15 protein-coding genes are annotated in these 16881 nt (G+C 59.1%); 7 read left to right on the top strand and 8 right to left on the bottom strand.

Annotated features, from left to right (window positions below; all coding sequences use genetic code 11):
• Nucleotides 1–127: 127 nt before the first annotated feature.
• Nucleotides 128–2209, bottom strand: coding sequence for a carboxy terminal-processing peptidase (locus tag AB4N84_RS03645; RefSeq protein WP_208605158.1), 2082 nt, complete (start codon nt 2207–2209; stop codon nt 128–130).
• 285 nt (nt 2210–2494) lie between these two features.
• Between AB4N84_RS03645 and AB4N84_RS03640 the strand changes: the two genes are divergently transcribed.
• The 4 genes from AB4N84_RS03640 to AB4N84_RS03625 all read left to right on the top strand — a co-directional run bounded on the left by AB4N84_RS03640 (nt 2495) and on the right by AB4N84_RS03625 (nt 7713).
• Nucleotides 2495–3457, top strand: coding sequence for a zinc-binding dehydrogenase (locus AB4N84_RS03640; protein ID WP_460045286.1), 963 nt, complete (start codon nt 2495–2497; stop codon nt 3455–3457).
• Nucleotides 3458–3684: 227 nt separating this feature from the next.
• Entirely contained in the window at nt 3685–4614 is a 930-nt protein-coding gene (locus AB4N84_RS03635; protein ID WP_460045285.1) for a hypothetical protein, read from the top strand.
• A 498-nt stretch (nt 4615–5112) separates the two neighbouring features.
• Nucleotides 5113–7308, top strand: a complete 2196-nt coding sequence (locus AB4N84_RS03630; RefSeq protein WP_460045284.1) for an autotransporter outer membrane beta-barrel domain-containing protein — start codon at nt 5113–5115, stop codon at nt 7306–7308.
• 201 nt (nt 7309–7509) lie between these two features.
• Nucleotides 7510–7713: a hypothetical protein gene (locus AB4N84_RS03625; protein WP_460045282.1), complete on the top strand. Its 204-nt coding sequence runs from the start codon at nt 7510–7512 to the stop codon at nt 7711–7713.
• 245 nt (nt 7714–7958) lie between these two features.
• Here the strand turns inward: AB4N84_RS03625 and AB4N84_RS03620 are convergent, their stop codons facing one another.
• The 7 genes from AB4N84_RS03620 to AB4N84_RS03590 form a co-directional block, all read right to left on the bottom strand.
• Entirely contained in the window at nt 7959–8237 is a 279-nt protein-coding gene (locus AB4N84_RS03620; RefSeq protein ID WP_460045281.1) for a LuxR C-terminal-related transcriptional regulator, read from the bottom strand.
• 278 nt (nt 8238–8515) lie between these two features.
• Entirely contained in the window at nt 8516–9169 is a 654-nt protein-coding gene (locus tag AB4N84_RS03615) for an HAD family hydrolase (protein ID WP_460045279.1), read from the bottom strand.
• A 138-nt stretch (nt 9170–9307) separates the two neighbouring features.
• Nucleotides 9308–10297 (bottom strand): ABC transporter ATP-binding protein, encoded by a 990-nt coding sequence (locus tag AB4N84_RS03610; RefSeq protein WP_074752578.1) that lies wholly within the window; start codon nt 10295–10297, stop codon nt 9308–9310.
• Between the two features lies 1 nt (nt 10298).
• The gene (locus AB4N84_RS03605) at nt 10299–11096 is read right to left on the bottom strand and encodes an ABC transporter permease (protein ID WP_460045278.1); all 798 of its coding nucleotides are present in this window, start codon (nt 11094–11096) and stop codon (nt 10299–10301) included.
• Nucleotides 11083–11925 (bottom strand): ABC transporter permease, encoded by an 843-nt coding sequence (locus tag AB4N84_RS03600; RefSeq protein ID WP_460045277.1) that lies wholly within the window; start codon nt 11923–11925, stop codon nt 11083–11085. The genes AB4N84_RS03605 and AB4N84_RS03600 overlap by 14 nt, the downstream gene beginning before the upstream one ends.
• Nucleotides 11922–12728 carry an alkaline phosphatase family protein gene (locus AB4N84_RS03595; RefSeq protein WP_460045276.1) on the bottom strand — a complete coding sequence of 269 codons (807 nt, stop codon included), beginning with the start codon at nt 12726–12728 and terminating at the stop codon, nt 11922–11924. Before AB4N84_RS03595 ends, AB4N84_RS03600 begins: the two co-directional genes overlap by 4 nt.
• A gap of 164 nt (nt 12729–12892) precedes the next feature.
• Entirely contained in the window at nt 12893–13957 is a 1065-nt protein-coding gene (locus AB4N84_RS03590) for an ABC transporter substrate-binding protein (protein WP_460045275.1), read from the bottom strand.
• 386 nt (nt 13958–14343) lie between these two features.
• On the opposite strand from AB4N84_RS03590, the gene phnR reads away from it, so the two are divergent.
• The 3 genes from phnR to AB4N84_RS03575 all read left to right on the top strand — a co-directional run bounded on the left by phnR (nt 14344) and on the right by AB4N84_RS03575 (nt 16731).
• Entirely contained in the window at nt 14344–15063 is a 720-nt protein-coding gene (phnR, locus tag AB4N84_RS03585; RefSeq protein ID WP_460045274.1) for a phosphonate utilization transcriptional regulator PhnR, read from the top strand.
• Between the two features lie 194 nt (nt 15064–15257).
• Nucleotides 15258–15962, top strand: a complete 705-nt coding sequence (locus AB4N84_RS03580; RefSeq protein WP_074752861.1) for a TetR/AcrR family transcriptional regulator — start codon at nt 15258–15260, stop codon at nt 15960–15962.
• Nucleotides 15952–16731 (top strand): pyrroline-5-carboxylate reductase family protein, encoded by a 780-nt coding sequence (locus AB4N84_RS03575; RefSeq protein WP_460045273.1) that lies wholly within the window; start codon nt 15952–15954, stop codon nt 16729–16731. Before AB4N84_RS03580 ends, AB4N84_RS03575 begins: the two co-directional genes overlap by 11 nt.
• Nucleotides 16732–16881 lie beyond the last annotated feature (150 nt).

Below are 16881 nucleotides of genomic sequence, written 5' to 3'. Positions count from 1 at the left end.
TCTCGGGGCAAGAAAAAGGGGCTCGACGCCTGTAGCGCCGAGCCCCCGTATTTCACGACAGATTCATGACTGTTTGATGACGATTTGCCACCATCTCGTCATCTTTCATGACGAGCCGATCACGGTTTTACTTTTTTGCGACGGAACCACTCAGGCCGAGGTAATCGATGAGGATTCGCCCAGTTTCGGCCAGGTAAGCGTCGTCTTCCGGTTTGGTCTTGTCGTCATCCACCGGCAGCGCGTCTTCGTCTTCTTTCTTCAGCTCTTTAAGCGGTTCTTCGCCCTTGGCCTTGCGACGGGTATTTTCCATCACCAGTTGCTTGCTCTCGACATCGGCGTGCTCGGAGCGACGCTCGGCTTCGTTCAGGCTGACGGTTTTTTCGCTCATCAGTTTCTTGGCCAGCGCCAGCTTCTGCTCGACGAACACGAACTCGGCGTCTTTGGCCGAACGCACGTCGTGGCGCGATTGCAGTTGGGCCAGGAACGGTTTGAACGGGTCCACCGCCGGCTTGATGGCAGGCTTGATGGTGTCGTAGGTCATCGCTTCTGGCAGCGCGCTTTCGCCGATTTCCTTGGTGTCGATGATCGACGGGTAGGCGATGTCCGGGAGAACGCCCTGATGCTGGGTGCTCTGACCGGAAACCCGGTAGAACTTGGCCAGTGTCAGTTTGAGTTCGCCGTGGTTCAGCGGCTGAATGGTCTGCACGGTGCCTTTGCCGAAGGTCTGGCCACCGATGATCAGCGCGCGGTGATAGTCCTGCATGGCGCCAGCGAAAATCTCCGAAGCCGAGGCGGACAGACGGTTGACCAGCAGCGCCATCGGGCCTTTGTAGAATGCGCCGCTGTTCTCGTCTTCCAGCACGTCGACCTTGCCGTCTGCGTTACGCACCAGCACGGTCGGACCTTTGTCGATGAACAGGCTGGTCAGCTCGGTGGCTTCCTGCAGCGAACCACCGCCGTTGTTGCGCAAGTCGATGACCACGCCGTCGACTTTCTCCGATTGCAACTCGGTCAGCAGTTTCTTCACGTCGCGGGTGGTGCTCTTGTACTCAGGATCGCCCGCGCGGTAGGCCTTGAAGTCCAGGTAGAACGCAGGGATCTCGATCACGCCGAGCTTGTAATCCTTGCCGTCCTGGTTCAGGTGCAGGATCGACTTCTTGGCAGCTTGCTCTTCGAGCTTCACGGCTTCGCGGGTGATCGACACGATCTTGGTGGTCTGATCGTTCGGCGCGTTGCTCGCCGGGATGATTTCCAGACGCACCACCGAGCCTTTCGGACCACGGATCAGCTTGACCACTTCGTCCAGACGCCAGCCGATCACGTCGACCATCTCTTTGTCGCCCTGGGCGACGCCGATGATCTTGTCAGCCGTCGCCACTTGTTTGGTCTTGGCGGCAGGGCCGGCGGGAACCAGACGCACGATCTTGACGTTGTCGTTGTCGCTTTGCAGGACGGCACCGATGCCTTCCAGCGACAAGCTCATGTTGATGTCGAAGTTTTCCGCGCTGTCAGGTGACAGGTAGTTGGTGTGCGGATCGTAGGACATCGCGAAGGTGTTCAGGTACGCCTGGAAGATGTCCTCGCTGCGGGTCTGACCCAGACGCGCCAGCTGGTTCTTGTAGCGCTTGGTCAGGGTTTCCTGAATCTTCGCCGGGTCTTTGCCCGCGATCTTCAGGCGCAGAACCTCGTCCTTGACGCGCTTGCGCCACAGGTCATCCAGTTCGGCTTCGTTCTTTGGCCAAGGGGCGTCCTTGCGATCAACCAGCAGGGTTTCCTGCGTGTTCAGGTCGATCTTGTCGACGCCTTTACTCAATTGGGCCAGCGCGAAATCCAGACGCGACTTGATGCGGTCCAGGTAGCGCTTGTAGATAGTGAATCCCGGGTTCAGGTCGCCGCTCTTGAGGAAGTCGTCGAACTGAAAACGCCATTTGTCGAACTCAGCGATGTCACTGGCCAGGAAATAGCTGCGCGCGGGGTCCAGCAGTTTCAGATAGCTCTGATAGATGATTTCCGAACGCTTGTCGTCCAGCGGCGGCTTGCTGTAATGATGGCGTTTAAGCAGCTCCACGACGTTCAGGCTGGCGATGACCTCATCGCGATCAGGCTGAAGGTTGTCCCAGCTGTTGGCTGCAAATGAGCTGGCTGACATCGGCAATGCGGCCAGGCCAATGAGTAATGCAAGGGTGGTGCTGGGCAATAATTGCTTCATGCTGATTCGACGCGGGGACAATTGATAACGCATAGTAGGCCGTCTTAGAGGTCGCCGGTTCCGTTCAGATTCGTGAAAGCTACTGCGCTCGACAATACTGCGTTAAAAACAGGCGGGAAATGCTCATTTAGAACACCTAAACTCCGCTTCCCGCCTGTTTTTGCCTTGTCTTGCCTTCGCTCGTGACGCTTTCACGATTCTGACCCGAAACTCGGTCGCATAATGCAAGAAAGCCAGAATGCTTTTCTGCACGCTGGCTCAGTCAGAACTCACTATGGAGGCACCGTGAAAGCATTGCAAGGCGTTGAAGGTCACGTGGAATGGGTTGAACAGCCATCACCGACGCTCGATGTGGGGCAAGTTCGCATTAAGGTCGCTGCGGCGGGGCTTAATCGCGCCGATCTGCTGCAACGCGCGGGGCTTTATCCGCCACCGCCGGGCGTCACGGAAATCCTTGGAATGGAGTGTTCCGGTGTGATCGCTGAAGTGGGGTCCGGCACGTCATGGAAGGTAGGAGACCGCGTCTGTGCGCTGGTTGCGGGCGGTGCGATGGCCGAAGAAGTGGTCGTCGACGCACGGCATGTTTTACCCGTACCAGCGGGTATGTCGTTGCATGAAGCCGCTGGCATTCCGGAAGTCTATGCAACGGCCTGGCTAAATCTTTTTCAGTTGGCCGGTCTCAAGCCCGGCGAAAAAGTGTTGCTGCACGCAGGAGCAAGTGGGGTTGGTTCAGCCGCCATTCAGCTGTGCAAGGCGTTTGGCAACCCTTGTTGGGTCAGTGTCGGTTCGGCTGAGCGACTGGCGTACTGCGAAGCGCTCGGCGCGCAGGGCGGCGTGATTCGCGGTGAAAGTCTGGACGGCTTGAACGATTTCGCACCGTTCAATGTGATTCTCGACCCGGTGGGCGCCAATTACGCCGCGCTCAATTTGAAAGTGCTCGGCACTGACGGACGCCTGGTGTTGATCGGTTTGATGGGCGGGCGCAAGGCTGAACTGGATTTCGCGCAGGTGCTGGGCAAGCGCATCCAGATCCTGGGCTCGACCCTGCGCAGCCGTGACGATCAGTTCAAGGCCGACCTGCTCAGCGATCTGGGTCAGCACGTCTGGCCGCTGTTCACCGAAGGCCGGCTCAAGCCGCAACTGGCCCGCAGTTTCCCGATCAGCGAAGCCGAAGCGGCGTACGCCGAACTGGCGACCAATCAGGTGTCGGGCAAAGTGGTGTTGATCATCAACGAAGGGCTGGTTTAGGCCGAACCCGCACTTAAGGTTTGTGCCCGCGAACGTGGCGGATGACGCCCGACGAACGGGGCACAAACCTATCATTTCTGACAGTACCTCGCGCTTTTAAATCGGTATCCACTAAAGGTCGACGTTGCCCCGCTGGCAGCACCGTTCGACTGACCTGATGCCGTTGTTTGTCGTTCATGCTGCTGGTTTTACCTGACCTCCACGAATGGATCGCGAGGAAGCATGACATGAAGGATACGACGCAGAAAAAAGCAGAAAAGGTCGCCAAGGGAGATGAAACCAGGCAGGCGTACAAGGCCGCCAAGGTCAAGCGAGATAGAGCGGAAGTCGCAGCCAGAAAGGCGCGCAGGGCTGCAGCACCAGGGACTTCTGCCGTCTCGGGCGGTGGGGCCAATATTATGCAGGATCCGGTTATTACCCTGGATCCGCCTGAAGTGGCTGGCATTATCGACCCGGCGGACGGAACGCTTGACTCCAATGTGCTGAACGCACCGCTGCAAGTCACCCTTGAAAAGTGGGAAAACTCGCCAGAAGCGCCCGGCGATACCAACAGAATTTTCTTGGAATGGGCTGATGGCACACCGCCGATCGCTGATGGCGAATATCGGATTGTTGAGACACTGGACATCAGCTTCCCGACTACGTTTCCGATAACCTCAATGAGTGTCCCGTTAACCGAGTTTCGAGGCGATGGTCCGTACACCCTTCGCTTCCGGGTTTTGCTAACCAACGGTGACCCGGCTGTCTCATTCCCGCTGCCCCTGATCGTCGATAGAACGGAGCCATGGCGGCCTGATGAACCCGGTATCCTCACCTTTCCCGTGACTGACGTAACCGATGCCTATCTGACCGGTGCGGGCGGCAGCCTTGTAGGTGATTTGCCTGACTACGGTGACTGGCAACTGGGGGATAAATATTATGTTTATGTCGACAACACAGTCCCTACAGACCCTCCCGGTAATGCGCCTGTGGACCAAGGCTCGACGATCCAGACGGGTCAGAAGGTCACTGTCCCAGGCGCTTCCCTGACCGCACTCGGTGACGGGCCGATCTTCATCGGCTATGTGTCCTGCCATTCGCGTGCAGGTCCCCGACCTCACGCGTTACGGCCTGAACGACGGCGACACAGTCACCGTCCACTGGCGTGCTTATCCTGACCGCGATCTCTCCTCGTCCCCCATTCCCGGTGCAGAAATGGACGTTGACATCACGCTGGGCACTGCTACTCCGGCGACCGGCTTTATCTGGAGGGTGCGGCCATACGAAGACAAAATACTGCCGACGTATGAGCCAGGCAACACCGATGGCAGGGGTGAAACCTGGTACACCTTCACCATTGGCGGTGAGACCTTTACATCCAGAATCGATAGCAAGGACGTCGGGATGTATAACGCCAACAGCAGCTGTCCAATCCCCCCCCCGTCCCTTAACAGACCGCGCTTGAGTTACAGGGCTGCTGCGTTGAACGCGCTGCGGCCCTCGGCCTGTCAATTCCGACAACAGAGACTACTGTAGGAATAGAGATACGTATTTATAGGACATGTCCTACTTATTGCGCGTGTGGATGCTTGTAATCTCCCGGCCTTTCCACCGGGCCGTAGAGTTTCATCCTACATTGGAAGAGCCGATTGCCCGTCACTCCGAGCAAGGTGTTTATGATGGACCACCGCAATTTCGCTGCACTCAAAAGCTTTCCTTTTATCTTCACGCTGGCTTCACTGGTGCCCCTGTCCACCTTTAGCCAGACAGCGCAGGCGCTGACGATTGTAGGGCCTGGTGACGCACTGGCCATCGACGCCAATACGGCGCCCGATGAATACCAGCTTGCGGCCGGTGCTCAACTGAACGCTAACGGCGCGACGACGCAGCGCATTACCACCACAACCGGCGCCACAGTTAACCTGACCGGGACGACGGTCAATGCGACGGGGACTGGCGTCCAGTTGACTGGGTCGCAGGCCACCATCACCAATAGCCAGATCGGCAGCGACGTTACCGGTCTGACCGCGGCCCGCCTGCTCGGGAACAGCCCGACCAGCCAGGCGCAAGTCAGCGACAGCACCATCACCGCCGGAAATCGGGGAATCGTGATCAGCACCGACAGCTCTGTTTCATTGCTGAACACCGAGGTGACCGCTGGCCGTTTGGGCGCAGAGGTTTTGGACGGCACGCTGTCTGCGGTCAACAGTTCGATCACGGGAGGCACCGACGGCGTTCGACTTCGCAATGACAACCCGAGAGTGGGCAGCGGTCAGCTTGATCTGGACAGCACCCGAGTGGAGGGGCTAAACGGGGCAGCCATCACAACAGTCGCCACCGGCGGAGGGGCGACCACCGCCGATATCAACGTGCGCAACGGCTCGACCCTGGTGGGCAGCAACGGTGTGATGCTCGATGTCGGCGCCAATACCACTGCCAACATGGTGGTCGATAACAGTCAGCTTGTCGGGGATGTGGTGGTCGATGCCGCAGGCACAGCCAACCTGACACTCCAAAACGCCGCGACCCTCACCGGGCGTCTGGACAATGTGCAAAACCTGGCGATCAACAGCAACGCCGAGTGGGCCTTGGTGCAAGACAGCCAGATCGGTAACCTGGCCATGAACGGTGGCGTTGTGCGTTTCGGTCAACCCGGCGATTTCTACGTGCTGTCGGTGGCCAATCTGTCCGGTAACGGCATCTTCGACATGGAAGCCAACTTCGCCGAAGGCAAGGTCGACTTTCTCGACGTGACCGGCACTGCCGAGGGCAACCATGACCTGCGCATCCGAAGCAGCGGCGCCGACCCGTTGGCTCAGACCAGCCTGCACGTGGCCCACATTGAAGCAGGCGGCGCGCAATTCTCGTTGCTGGGCGGCCCCGTGGACCTGGGGACCTACTCCTACGACCTGGCGCGTGTGGGCAATGACTGGTTCCTCGACGCCAGCACCAAAACCATCAGCCCCGGCACTCAATCGGTGCTTGCGCTGTTCAATGCCGCGCCAACCGTCTGGTATGGCGAATTGACCAGTTTGCGCACGCGGATGGGCGAGTTGCGCCTCAACGGTGGTCAGGCCGGCGGCTGGGTGCGTTCGTATGGCAACAAGTTCGACGTGTCGACCAGCAGCGGCGTGGGTTACCGTCAGACGCAGCAGGGTTTCAGCCTGGGTGCCGATGCGCCGCTGCCTTACGGTGACGGGCAATGGCTGATCGGCGTCATGGCCGGTTACAGCAAGTCCGATCTGGACCTGCGTAAAGGCTCCACGGGCACGGTCGACAGTTATTACATGGGCACGTATGCCACCTGGCTCGACGCCCAAACGGGTTACTACTTCGACGGCGTGCTCAAGTTCAACCGCTTCAATAACGAGAGCAAGGTCACGCTCAGCGACGGTCAGCGCGCCAAGGGCGATTACGACAACGATGCGCTGGGGGCCTCGCTGGAGTTCGGTCGCCACATCGCGCTGGATGACGGTTATTTCGTCGAACCCTTCACGCAACTGTCGGGTGTGGTGATTCAGGGCAAACAGTACGATCTGGATAACGGCATGCAAGCCGACGGGGACCGCACCCACTCGCTGCTGGGCAAGGTCGGCAGCACGGCCGGGCGTAATTTTGATCTGGGCGACGGCAAGGTGATTCAGCCTTATGTACGGGCCGCCTGGGCCCATGAGTTCGCCAGCAATAACAGCGTCTCGGTCAATGACAACTCGTTCAACAACGACCTTTCAGGTTCCCGTGTCGAGTTCGGCGCTGGGGTGGCGATGTCGGTCACTGAGACGATGCAGGTGCACGCCGACTTCGATTACAGCAGTGGCAGCAAGGTCGATCAGCCGTGGGGCGCAAACATCGGCGTTCGTTACAACTGGTAGAAACAGGCATCCATTAAGCCAAAGGGAAGGTTGGAAAACCTTCCCTTTTTTATTGGAAAAAGATCGCCTGACGGGGCGGTGTCAACCTATCACTTCTAAGAGTATTCACCCCGTATCAAGCCCTTTTAAATGGTCATGATGAGGCACGATTTGGCGTGTTTTCGGTGCCTGTCCACATCCTGTTCAAGAGGTGTTTACGTCATGCTCAAAGAAGAAAGCGACGATACCGTAGATCTCGATCCGCCCCGCATTCCTGCGATCCTGCCGGACATACACGGAGGGGAAGAAAACCTGCTGCCTGCCGGCGTCTGGAACGCGGATCTGCTCGTCGAGTTCATTAAATGGCAAAACTCCAACCCTTCGCCGGGAAACCCGGAACTCCTCGAGCTGTATTGGGCGACATAGGTTATTTTTTAAGGCAGATCCCGCGGAAGTAGCTTCATATCAGCAGAAAAAGATGAACTCAAGAAGGCCGTCTGATGATATCCCGGTTACAGAAAGAAAGAGCGAGTACAGGATCCGTGCTGGTAAGCCAAAAAGGGTTCTACGTGCCTTGGTCGCAAAGCAAAAGCGCAGCCGTTCATGAGCGGCTGCTCCCCTTCCTTCCAACGGTTTCCCGAACATGCGGCGATTAACCTGGAACCCAACACCTACAACTCAATCAACCCCAGTTTAATAGCCTTGAGCACTGCCGCACTGCGTGAGTACACGTTGAACTTGCGTCGAATGTTGCTGAAATGAAAGTTGATCGTGGCCTCGGTGCAGCCCAGGATCTGTGCAATTTCCCATGAGGATTTGTCCAGTGATCCCCAGTGCAGCACTTCATGTTCCTTGGGCGTGAGAGGCGTGAGTATGGAGGGCGTCGTAGAGAGGTCACCTTTGCTTGCGCTGAGGTCATGGCCGGTGGTGCGTTGACGAATCTGAGGCATGCTGAGCACTTCCTATGCAGGGCGACGCACATTCCGTGGCGCCGCGTGACGAGCCGTAGGGTCGGTCACCTCAACGTATTCGCTGGACTGCATGGACAAGACCGTGGCTCGGCCTTTTATAAACCCAAACCGTGCGTTTGAAAGCTGTCAGAAATGACAGTGCCCCTGGATTTATTGACCGGCACGGCCTCCTTTGGTCGGAAACCGTGTCGGCACGCCCCGAACCTCTCTGTTCTGATAGGTCCTCAAGGCGGCCGATCGACGTAGCCTGTGCCGACTTACGTCCAGCTGTGAATCGGCCAGCCGGCGTTCTGCGCGGTCTCACGCAGCACCGGATCGGGGTTCACCACGTGGGGGAAATCGACCTTCTGCAACAGCGGCAGGTCGTTGCGTGAGTCTGAATAGAAACTGGCGCCTTCGAGGTTTTCGCCTTCCTGATCCAGCCACTCCATCAAGCGGGTGATCTTGCCTTCGCGGTAGGTCAGCACGCCTTGGGTCTTGCCGCTGTAGACGCCGTGGGCGATGTCCAGGTCGATGGCCAGCACTTCATCGACGCCGATCCGCTCGGCAATGGGTTTGACTAGATGCACACCGGAGGCCGAGATGATCAGGATGCGGTCACCGGCGGCGCGGTGTTCGGCGATGGCTTTGGTGGCGTCGCTGAAAATGATCGGTTCGATGAAGTCCTCGACCCACGGCCCTACCAGAAAATCCACTTCTTCAGGCGTGCGACCGATCATGGGTTCGAGGCTGAACGCCATGTAGTCTTCCATCGCCAGATCGCCCTTGCCGTAGGCCTCCATCAACTCATGGTCTTTCTTGATGAAGGACTCTGGATCGACCCAGCCCAGACGGCCCATCTGCTCGCTCCACAGGCTGGCGCAGTCGCCATGAATCAGGGTTTCGTCCAGATCGAATATTGCTAGTGCCATTACCGCTGTCCTCTCTCGTGATACGTACGCAATCCCTGTAGGAGCGCGCTTGCCCGCGATTGCAATCCTTGGGTCCTGAAGATAAACCTGCCAAGCCGTAATCGCGGGCAAGCGCGCTCCTACAGGTAGGCGCTGGATTCAAGCCACTTCACACAGCGCCGAATCTTCAATGCTCAGGGTGACGCGCTGGCCGTTCGGGTGCAAGTCGTTGGCCGAACGGTTGAGCACATCGACCACCAGTTCCACACCTCGCGCTTCGACACGATAACGGATCACATTGCCCAGCAGGCTGTGGCTGCGCACTTCGCCTTCCAGCGAGCCGGTCAGACTCAGCTGTATCGCTTCAGGCCGAATCGCCACTCGGCTGTTGATCGGCCGCTGCATCAGGCGGCTGGCGGCGTCGGGTTCGAGCAGGTTGTAGTTACCGATGAAGCCGGCCGCAAACGCATCGACCGGTGCGGTGTACAGGGTTTCGGCATCGCCGCTCTGCACGATCCGGCCTTGGTTCATCAGGAAGATCCGGTCCGACATGGTCAGCGCCTCTTCCTGATCGTGGGTCACGAAAATCGTCGTCAGGCCCAGTTCCTGCTGGATCGCGCGGATCTGTTCGCGCAGGTGTTTGCGAATGCGTGCATCCAGCGCCGACAGCGGTTCGTCGAGCAGCAGCAGGCGAGGGCGGGTCACCAGCGAGCGCGCCAGGGCCACACGCTGGCACTGGCCGCCCGACATCTGGTGAGGGTAGCGTTTGGCGAACTCGGTCAGTTCCACCAGTTTCAGCACCTCGGCGACGCGCTGTTTCGTTTCGTCGGCGCTGACCTTCTGCATGCGTAAACCGAAGGCGACGTTCTGCTCCACATTCATGTTGGGGAACAGCGCGTAACTCTGGAACACCATGCCGATGCCGCGCTTCTGCGGCGACACCGGCACCAGGTCCTTGCCGTCGAGAAAGATCCGCCCGCTGGTGACCGAGGTCAGCCCGGCGATGCAACGCAGGAGGGTGGACTTACCGCAGCCGGACGGGCCGAGCAGGGTCACGAACTCGCCCTTGTTGATCACGCAGTTGATGTCGCTGAAGACCGCTGTGCTGCCGTAGTTCTTTTGCAGGTTTTCGACACTGACGAAGCTCATATCAGTCTTTGTCCTTGTTGAGTCGATTGGCCGCCCAGGTCAGCACCAACACGAAGAGGAAGTAGGAAATCACCAGCGCGCTGTTGAAGTGACCGCTGCTGTTGCGCATGTTGTTCAGGTAGACCTGCAGCGTTTCGTAGCGCGTACCGACCAGCAGGTTGGCGAACACGAACTCACCGAACAGGAAGGAGAACGACAGCAGCAGGGCGATCATCAGGCCTTTGCGCAGGTTAGGCAGCACCACCAGAAACGCCGCTTGAAAGGTACTGGCGCCGAGCAATTGAGCTGCGTCCATCAGATCGACCAGGTTGATCGCCTGCAGGTTGTTGGTGATCGCCCGGTACATGAAGGGCAGGGCGATGGTGAAGTAGCAACCGATCAGAATCCACGGCGTACCGACCATCGCCAGCGGGCCGGAACCGTAGAGCTGCAACAGCCCGACCGACGACACCACCGGCGGCACGGCAAAGGGCAGCAGGATCAGGATATTCATCAGCGCGTCGAGTTTCGGGAAGTGGTAATGCACCACGAACAACAGGGGCAGGATCAGCACCACTGACAGGATCAGCGCACCGACGCAGACCATCAGCGACTGAGCAAACGCCATCAAGAAGCGCGGGTCGCTCCATAGCGCCACGTACCATTTGTAGGTGAAGCCTGCGGGCAAAATCGTGGCCGACCAACTGGTCGCAATTGAATACACGAAGGTGCCCAGCAGAGGCGCCAGCAGGATCAGAAACAGGATGTACACCACCACGCGGTGGTAGAGCCCGGCGGGGCCGCGTTCAGCGCGAGACATGGTAGCTCCTCTTCAACAGCCACTGATGAACGATGGTCACCAGGGTCATCATGCCGACCAGAATCATCGCCAGGGCGCTGGCCATGTTCGGGTCCAGCGTGATATCGCCCGCGACCATGGCCGCGATGCGGATGGGCAGAACGTTGAAGTTGCCGGTGGTCAGCGCGTACACCGTGGCGTAGGCGCCGAGGGCGTTGGCCAGGAGGATCACGAAAGTGCCGAGCAGGGCCGGCGTCAGCACCGGAATGCCAATGTGCCGCCAGAAATCCCAGGTGCTGGCGCCCAGCAGGGAAGCCGATTCGCGCCAGTCTTCGCGCAGCGCGTCGAACGCCGGATAAAGCAGCAGCACGCCGAGCGGAATCTGGAAGTAGGTGTAGAGGATGATCAGCCCGGTTTTCGAATACAGGTTGAAGTCATCGATGATGCCCGCCTGCTTCAGAATCAACGTCAGCGCGCCGTTGAAGCCCAGCAGAATGATGAACGCGAACGCCAGCGGTACGCCGGAAAAGTTGCTGGTCATGTTGGCGAAGGCGCTGACGAAGTCACGCAGCCGTGACGGCACCTTGCGCAGCGAATAACTGCCAAGGATGGCGATGAGGATGCCGATCAGACTCGACCAGAAACTGATCTCCAGGCTGTATTGCATGGCCTGTCGGTAGAAGCGCGAGTTGAAGGCCTTGATGAAGTTGTCCACCCCCCAGCCGGCGTCCGAATACAGGCTGTTGATGGCGACCCAGGCGAGCGGGGCGATCTGGAACGCGATGAAAAAAAGGGCAAAGGGCACCAGGCACAAGAGCCCCAGCCATTTGCCGCGACGCTGTGAGCTCACTTGAGCACCTCTCTGCAGACAGGTTTGTCGTGGGGCACGCCGAGCAGCTCGCAGACTGTCCCGCAGATCTCGGTCTGTCTGGGCGAGGCCTGGGGATCGAGGCTGAACGCATCGCCGATCACGAACAGCGGGACTTCACGCTCTTCAGGCAGGATGCCGTTGTGGGAGCGGTCGTTGTTCATGCCATGGTCGGCGGTCACCAGTACCTGATACCCGGCGTCCAGCCAGCGCTGCAGGTATTCGGCGAGGATGATGTCGGCCGAGCGCGCGCTGTTGCGGTATTGCGGGGTATCGAGGCCGTGTTTGTGCCCGGCGTCATCGATGTTCATCGGGTGGATGAACAGGAAATTCGGTTGATGCGCCGTTCGCAGATGCTCGGCATCGTCGAACAGGTGGGAATCGGGGTAGTGATCGACGTAGTAGAAATGACCGTGCTGGATCGGCAGGTCAGCGTCGTCGGTGTGGCGGTCGCGGCTGGCAATGAACGGGCTGCGGTTGTACAGCTCGCTGACCCAGTGATACGCGGCGGCGGACGTGGTCAATCCCGCTGCGGTGGCATAGTGAAACACGCTGCGCTGGTTGGACAGGCGTGAAACATGGTTGTGCACGATACCGCTGTCGATGGGCGCGACGCCCGTCAGGATGCATTCGTACAACGGTCGGGAAAGCGCCGGCAGTTCGCATTCGAGCTTATACAACGCGGCGCGGCCTGCGTTTCGATACGCCAGCAAATGCCCCATTGCATGCTGCGCCACGCTGTAACTCAGGCCGTCCAGCAGGATCAGAATGACGTTGTGTTTCATGGCCTCTCCGGGAGGTTGACAGCACAACCTGTAGGAGCGCGCTTGGTCTGGGCCGCATCCGGACGATTGCGGTGTGTCAGTCAAAATGGCTGTCACAGTCATATCGAAATCGTCCGGATGCGGCCCAGACCAAGCGCGCTCCTACAAAAGGGCGCGCGGTTTGTTTATTGCATCTCGACGATGACCTGCTCGTTCCACTGCTGAGGCAGGGCTTTCGAGGTTTTTTCCCAGGCGGCAGGGTCTTTGATTGGCGTCACGTTCTTGTACTGCTCGTTAGGCAGCAGCTTGGCTTGCACTTCCGCTGGCAGCTTCAGGTGCTCGGCACGGATCGGACGGGCGTTGCCGTTGGCCAGGTTGATCTGACCGGCGTCGCTGAAGATGTACTCACGCGCCAGCTTGGCCGCGTTCGGGTGTTTGGCGTATTTGTTGATGATGGTGGTGTAGCCCGAGATCACCGAGCCGTCAGACGGGATCAGCACGACGTAGTCGTCCGGGTTGGCCATCTTGGCTTTGTAGCTCAGGCCGTTGAAGTCCCATACCACGCCGACTTCCACTTCGCCTTTTTCCATGGTCTGGATGGTCGGGTTGTTGATGCCCAGACGCTTCTGCTTGGCCAGTTCGGTGAATAGCGCAAGGCCTGGCGCGATGTTGGTTTCGTCACCTTTCATTGCGATCGATGCCGCCAGCACGCCGTTGGCCGCTTGAGCCGCGGTGCTCACGTCGCCGATGGTGACTTTGTATTTACCGGTCTTCAGGTCAGCCCAGGATTTCGGCACTTCAGAGCCGTGCAGCAGCTTCTTGTTGACGATGAAGGCGATGGTCCCGGTGTAGGCCAGTGCCCAGTGACCGTCCTTGTCTTTCGCCCAGTCTGGAACCTGATCCCAGGTGGTCGGCTTGTAAGGCTGGGTCACGCCCTTGGCCACGGCGATGGGGCCGAAAGCGGCGCCCACGTCACCGATGTCGGCGCTGGCGTTGTCTTTTTCCGCATCGAACTTGGCCACTTCCTGTGCCGAACTCATGTCGGTGTCCATGTGCACCAGACCGTACTTGGCGGTGAGGTCGGTCCAGGTGCCTTTCCAGTTCGCCCAGTCATCGGGCATGCCCACGCTGTTGACCGCGCCTTCGGTTTTCGCGGCGGCTTCCAGATCTTTGATGGAGTCGGCGGCCATGGCCGAGGTGCTCAGCGCGATGGCCGAACCCAGGAGTGATGCCAGCAAAAGGTGTTTCATTCGAAGCTCCTTTGGTGCACTTCTCGACGTTTTATAAGAAAGGGTCGGTGAAATGCTCGTTGCGGGTTGGGATGTCTGGTGCGTTGGTCTAGGTCAGCAATACCTGAGCCAAGTTAGGCCACTCTCATGACACTTTCGTGTCTGGACCGACTTTTGCTGGGGTGAATACGAGCAGACGGTACGGCTGTGGGGTAAGCGTAGACCATGGCCAACTCACTGATATAAAAAGCCTAATTTCTTTTTATTGTCTGGTTTTTCAAGCGGATCGCGCTGGCTTGTCACGTAACAGTCATCTACGCTGCCTAGGCTCTAGAGCACTGAAACGGGCCATCACGCTGCCGATCCTGCCCCCCTTTAGCACTGGTCTAGTCCAGATAGGTAACGCAATGCGCCAGGATGTGCCTCGAGCGGTGACGACCATCTGCAACGCCCTGCAGGAGCAGATCGAGCACGGTTTGTTGCTGCCCGGTAGCAAATTGCCTGCCGAACGCAAGCTTAGTGAAGTATTCGACACCACGCGCATTACCTTGCGTGAGGCGCTGGTGCAGCTGGAGGCTCAAGGGCTGATCTATCGCGAGGAGCGTCGCGGCTGGTTCATCTCGCCGCCTCGGCTGGCCTATGACCTGATGCGCCGTAGCCACTTCCACGCGATGGTGCAGGCGCAAGGCCGGGTGCCGGCGACGCAGGTGATTTCCGCCCGACTGCAACCGGCGTCGGCGGCGATCTGTAATTTGCTGCAGCTTCCGGCATTGTCCAGCGTGATCCAGATCTGCCGCGCACGGCGCATCGACGAGCGCTTGGTGCTGTACGTCGAGCATTACCTGAACCCCGAATATTTCCCGCAGATCCTGGAGTTCGACCTCAATCAGTCACTCACCGAGCTGTACGCCAGTCACTACGGCATTCGGTACGGTCAGGTGCGGTTCGAAATGGTGCCCACGGCGCTGCCGATGGAGGCGGCGGCGGCTTTGAAAGTCTCGATCGGCAGTCCCGGTTTGCGCATTGCCAGGGTCAACCACGATCAGAGTGGCCGGCTGATCGATTGCGACCTGGAGTATTGGCGGCACGATGCGATTCATGTGAGTGCGGTGGTGGGGGATGTTTGAGACGTGTCCCTGCTGACCTGAGCATCCGTTCCTGACTCGCTGCAGTCTCCTACAAAAAGGTTGTACGCCTGCGGTTACAGATCCCGCACACCAAAACCGAGTGACTGAGCGTCGTCCAAATGTACATCCGTGTACATCAAAAGACCATGAGCGTACAGTTGCTCCACTCGTTTTCAATCAAAGGCGACACGCATATGTCGGAATCAGGTAAGAGCCGGGGCAAAACCCAGGACTCCGGATGGCGGGGCTCGCCCGAGGGCTGGCTGGAGGCTGCCTACGATGCCTTGAAGGAATCAGGCGTGGACGCCGTGCGCGTCATGCCGCTGGCCAAGCGGCTGAATCTGTCGCGCACCAGTTTCTACTGGTTCTTCCAGGACCGCGAACAACTGTTGGCTGCCTTGCTGGCGCGTTGGAAAGACAAGAACACCGGCGGTATGGTCAAGCAGTCCGAAAGCTACGCGGAAAACATCACCGAGGCGATCCTTAACGTATTCGAGTGCTGGCTGAACCCTGCGGTTTTCGATTCCCAGTTCGAGTTCGCGGTGCGCAGCTGGGCGCTGCAGTCGGAGGAGGTCACTCAGGAAATCGTCGCGGCGGACGACGCGCGTATCAGCGCACTGACCGCCATGTTCAGGCGTTTCGGCTACGAGCAGGACGGCGCCGACACACGGGCCCGAACGATTTATCTGACGCAGATCGGCTACATCTCGATGAAGACCACCGAAGACATCACCGAGCGTTTCCGACGCATCCCGCACTACGTCGCGATCTTTACCGGCAAGGCGCCCAGGAAACGTGAGCTGGACCGCTTTTACGGCAAGTTCGGTTACGCCGAAAAAGAGCCGGGCGAGTTCGTTCCGCTGGCAGCTACCTTCGAGGAGACAACCGGTGCGAGCTGACTCGGTGGGCATCATCGGCGGCACGGGCTGGCTGGGCGGGGCACTTGCGCAGGCGTTGCTGGAGACGGCCTTTGTCGGCGCTGGCCGGCTGTTTCTGTCCAACCGGTCCGGCAGCCATCCGCTGGCGGACGCGGGTGCGCAGTTGATGACGAACAATCAGGCGCTGGTGGACGCCAGCGACACCGTCATCCTGTCGGTGCGTCCCGAGCAGTTCAGTGCATTGAGCGTGGACGCTTCGGGCAAACGGGTGATTTCGTTGATGGCGGGCGTCACATCACAGGCGATCAGCGCCGCGACTGGCGCATCCGTCATTGTGCGGGCGATGCCTAACGCAGCGGTGGACATCCGGCAGTCGTTTACGCCGTGGCATTGCGCGAGTGAGTTGTCGGCGTCCGACGTCGATTACGTGCAAGGTCTGTTGACGTGTGTCGGCACGGCGAGCCGGGTGCCAACGCAAGACTGCATCGACTACCTGAGTGCGTTGTCTGGCACGGGGCCGGCGTTTCCCGCGCTGTTGATGATGGCGCTGACTCGTCAGGCTGTGGACGCCGGCATTCCAGAGGAGGTTGCCCGAGACGCAGCGCGAGGCGTGGTGCTCAACGCGAGCCAGTTGCTGAGCACGACCGAGCCCCAGGCGCTGCTCGATTCGTTGGTGGCCTATAAAGGTGTAACGGCGGCGGCGTTGCAGAGCCTGATGAACGCGGGTTTCGAAGGATTGATTGGCAATGCCGTACAGGCAGGGGCTGAGGTCGCGCGCAGAGGCATGTAGGCGCGGAGCCTGGATCGATCCTCAGATCTGGATGGGAATGACATCCTGTGGGAGCGAATTCATTCGCGAAAAATCGTACAGAAGACAAAGATCCATCCCCCGTGCCGACCCATCGCGAATGAATTCGCTCCCACAGGCAATCGTGTTGTC

This window comes from Pseudomonas sp. S2_H01 (genome assembly GCF_054668305.1).
The sequence above is the reverse complement of the archived record's forward strand: the minus strand, read 5'-3'. Positions and strand labels throughout refer to the sequence as shown.

What these genes read in the sequence shown, in the direction of transcription:
- AB4N84_RS03645 (WP_208605158.1), bottom strand. Translation starts at nt 2,209, where the DNA reads ATGAAGCAATTATTGCCCAGCACCACCCTTGCATTACTCATTGGCCTG.
- AB4N84_RS03635 (WP_460045285.1), top strand. Translation starts at nt 3,685, where the DNA reads ATGAAGGATACGACGCAGAAAAAAGCAGAAAAGGTCGCCAAGGGAGAT.
- AB4N84_RS03630 (WP_460045284.1), top strand. Translation starts at nt 5,113, where the DNA reads ATGATGGACCACCGCAATTTCGCTGCACTCAAAAGCTTTCCTTTTATC.
- AB4N84_RS03625 (WP_460045282.1), top strand. Translation starts at nt 7,510, where the DNA reads ATGCTCAAAGAAGAAAGCGACGATACCGTAGATCTCGATCCGCCCCGC.
- AB4N84_RS03620 (WP_460045281.1), bottom strand. Translation starts at nt 8,237, where the DNA reads ATGCCTCAGATTCGTCAACGCACCACCGGCCATGACCTCAGCGCAAGC.
- AB4N84_RS03615 (WP_460045279.1), bottom strand. Translation starts at nt 9,169, where the DNA reads ATGGCACTAGCAATATTCGATCTGGACGAAACCCTGATTCATGGCGAC.
- AB4N84_RS03610 (WP_074752578.1), bottom strand. Translation starts at nt 10,297, where the DNA reads ATGAGCTTCGTCAGTGTCGAAAACCTGCAAAAGAACTACGGCAGCACA.
- AB4N84_RS03605 (WP_460045278.1), bottom strand. Translation starts at nt 11,096, where the DNA reads ATGTCTCGCGCTGAACGCGGCCCCGCCGGGCTCTACCACCGCGTGGTG.
- AB4N84_RS03595 (WP_460045276.1), bottom strand. Translation starts at nt 12,728, where the DNA reads ATGAAACACAACGTCATTCTGATCCTGCTGGACGGCCTGAGTTACAGC.
- AB4N84_RS03590 (WP_460045275.1), bottom strand. Translation starts at nt 13,957, where the DNA reads ATGAAACACCTTTTGCTGGCATCACTCCTGGGTTCGGCCATCGCGCTG.
- phnR (WP_460045274.1), top strand. Translation starts at nt 14,344, where the DNA reads ATGCGCCAGGATGTGCCTCGAGCGGTGACGACCATCTGCAACGCCCTG.
- AB4N84_RS03580 (WP_074752861.1), top strand. Translation starts at nt 15,258, where the DNA reads ATGTCGGAATCAGGTAAGAGCCGGGGCAAAACCCAGGACTCCGGATGG.